This window comes from Gemmobacter denitrificans (assembly GCF_036964905.1).
GTDB lineage: Bacteria > Pseudomonadota > Alphaproteobacteria > Rhodobacterales > Rhodobacteraceae > Gemmobacter > Gemmobacter denitrificans.
In genome coordinates this window covers 1-2500 of sequence record NZ_JBALHR010000036.1, presented here as the reverse complement: position 1 = coordinate 2500, position 2500 = coordinate 1, and the positions used below count along the sequence as shown (strand labels likewise).

The 2500-nt window shown below is 54.9% G+C and carries 2 rRNA genes (1 of these 2 cut by a window edge); both read left to right on the top strand.

Annotation, left to right across the window (positions count from 1 at the left end):
* Positions 1-2209: ribosomal RNA gene (locus tag V6590_RS20580) — 23S ribosomal RNA — on the top strand; it begins 624 nt to the left of the window's first position.
* Between the two features lie 90 nt (positions 2210-2299).
* A 5S ribosomal RNA gene (rrf, locus tag V6590_RS20575) occupies positions 2300-2414 on the top strand.
* Positions 2415-2500: the final 86 nt, after the last annotated feature.

Below are 2500 nucleotides of genomic sequence, written 5' to 3'. Positions count from 1 at the left end.
GCTTAAGCCGATAGGTGTAGGCGCAGCGAAAGCGAGTCTTAAAAGGGCGCATGAGTTCGTTGGATCAGACCCGAAACCAGGTGATCTAGCCATGAGCAGGATGAAGGTACGGTAACACGTACTGGAGGTCCGAACCAACACCCGTTGAAAAGGGTCTGGATGACTTGTGGCTAGGGGTGAAAGGCCAATCAAACCTGGAGATAGCTGGTTCTCCGCGAAAGCTATTTAGGTAGCGCCTCGGACGAATACCCACGGGGGTAGAGCACTGCATGGGTGATGGGGGCCCACAGCCTTACTGAGCCTAAGCAAACTCCGAATACCGTGGAGTACTATCCGGGAGACACACGGCGGGTGCTAACGTCCGTCGTGAAGAGGGAAACAACCCTGACCTGCAGCTAAGGCCCCTAATTCGTGGCTAAGTGGGAAAGCATGTGGGACGGCCAAAACAACCAGGAGGTTGGCTTAGAAGCAGCCATCCTTTAAAGATAGCGTAACAGCTCACTGGTCTAGATAAGCTGTCCTGCGGCGAAGATGTAACGGGGCTCAAGCCACGAGCCGAAGCTCAGGATGCATAGCGATATGCGTGGTAGCGGAGCGTTCTGTGATATAGCTCCATGCCTCCTTCATGCCCTCGGGCAGATTGGAGGCGAGGAGCTTTCTGTGAAGCCGGGCCGTAAGGCAACCGGTGGAGAGATCAGAAGCGAGAATGTTGACATGAGTAGCGACAAACAGGGTGAGAGACCCTGTCGCCGAAAGTCCAAGGGTTCCTGCTTAAAGCTAATCTGAGCAGGGTAAGCCGGCCCCTAAGGCGAGGCCGAAAGGCGTAGTCGATGGGAACCAGGTTAATATTCCTGGGCCAGGAGGATGTGACGGATCTCGAAGGTTGTCTGCCCTTATCGGATTGGGTGGGCCGCTTAGAGGTTCCTGGAAATAGCCCTCCATCAGACCGTACCCTAAACCGACACAGGTGGACTGGTAGAGTATACCAAGGCGCTTGAGAGAACCACATCAAAGGAACTCGGCAAAATGCTCCCGTAAGTTCGCGAGAAGGGAGCCCCGTCTGTAGGCAACTATGGGCGGGGGGCACAAACTAGGGGGTGGCGACTGTTTACTTAAAACACAGGGCTGTGCGAAGCCGCAAGGCGACGTATACAGTCTGACGCCTGCCCGGTGCTGGAAGATTAAGAGGAGGGGTGCAAGCTCTGAATTGAAGTCCCAGTAAACGGCGGCCGTAACTATAACGGTCCTAAGGTAGCGAAATTCCTTGTCGGGTAAGTTCCGACCTGCACGAATGGCGTAACGATCTCCCCGCTGTCTCTGATGTGGACTCAGCGAAATTGAACTGTGTGTCAAGATGCACACTTCCCGCGGTTAGACGGAAAGACCCCATGAACCTTTACTCCAGCTTTGCACTGGCATCAGGATTGTGATGTGCAGGATAGGTGGTAGGCATCGAAGCAGGGACGCCAGTTCTTGTGGAGCCTCCCTTGAGATACCACCCTTCGCACTCTTGATGTCTAACCGCGGCCCGTTATCCGGGTCCGGGACCATGCATGGTGGGGAGTTTGACTGGGGCGGTCGCCTCCCAAACAGTAACGGAGGCGCGCGAAGGTTGGCTCAGACCGGTCGGAAATCGGTCGTTGAGTGCAATGGCAGAAGCCAGCCTGACTGCAAGACTGACAAGTCGAGCAGAGACGAAAGTCGGCCATAGTGATCCGGTGGTCCCAAGTGGGAGGGCCATCGCTCAACGGATAAAAGGTACTCTGGGGATAACAGGCTGATGATGCCCAAGAGTCCATATCGACGGCATCGTTTGGCACCTCGATGTCGGCTCATCTCATCCTGGGGCTGGAGCAGGTCCCAAGGGTATGGCTGTTCGCCATTTAAAGAGGTACGTGAGCTGGGTTTAGAACGTCGTGAGACAGTTCGGTCCCTATCTGCCGTGGGTGTAGGAGACTTGAGAAGAGTTGCCCCTAGTACGAGAGGACCGGGGTGAACGAACCACTGGTGGACCAGTTGTCGTGCCAACGGCAGTGCTGGGTAGCTATGTTCGGACAGGATAACCGCTGAAGGCATCTAAGCGGGAAGCCCCCTTCAAAACAAGGTCTCCCTTGAGAGCCGTGGAAGACCACCACGTCGATAGGCCAGAGGTGTAAGTGCAGCAATGCATTCAGCTGACTGGTACTAATTGCTCGATTGGCTTGATTTGATCCAGTAACAGCAAAACCAAATCAAAAGCACCATTCCTGAACAAGCGCTACGCGCCTGATGTTCCTCAATAACTTGGGTCTTTCCTCGGTTTGGTGGTCATAGCGACGGCTAAACTCCCGATCCCTTCCCGAACTCGGCCGATAAGGGCCGTCACGCCAATGGTACTGCGTCCTAAGACGTGGGAGAGTAGGTCACCGCCAAACCTAGTAAAGACCCAATATCAACGATCAAAAAAGCACTGACGCGGGGTGGAGCAGCCAGGTAGCTCGTCAGGCTCATAACCTGAAGG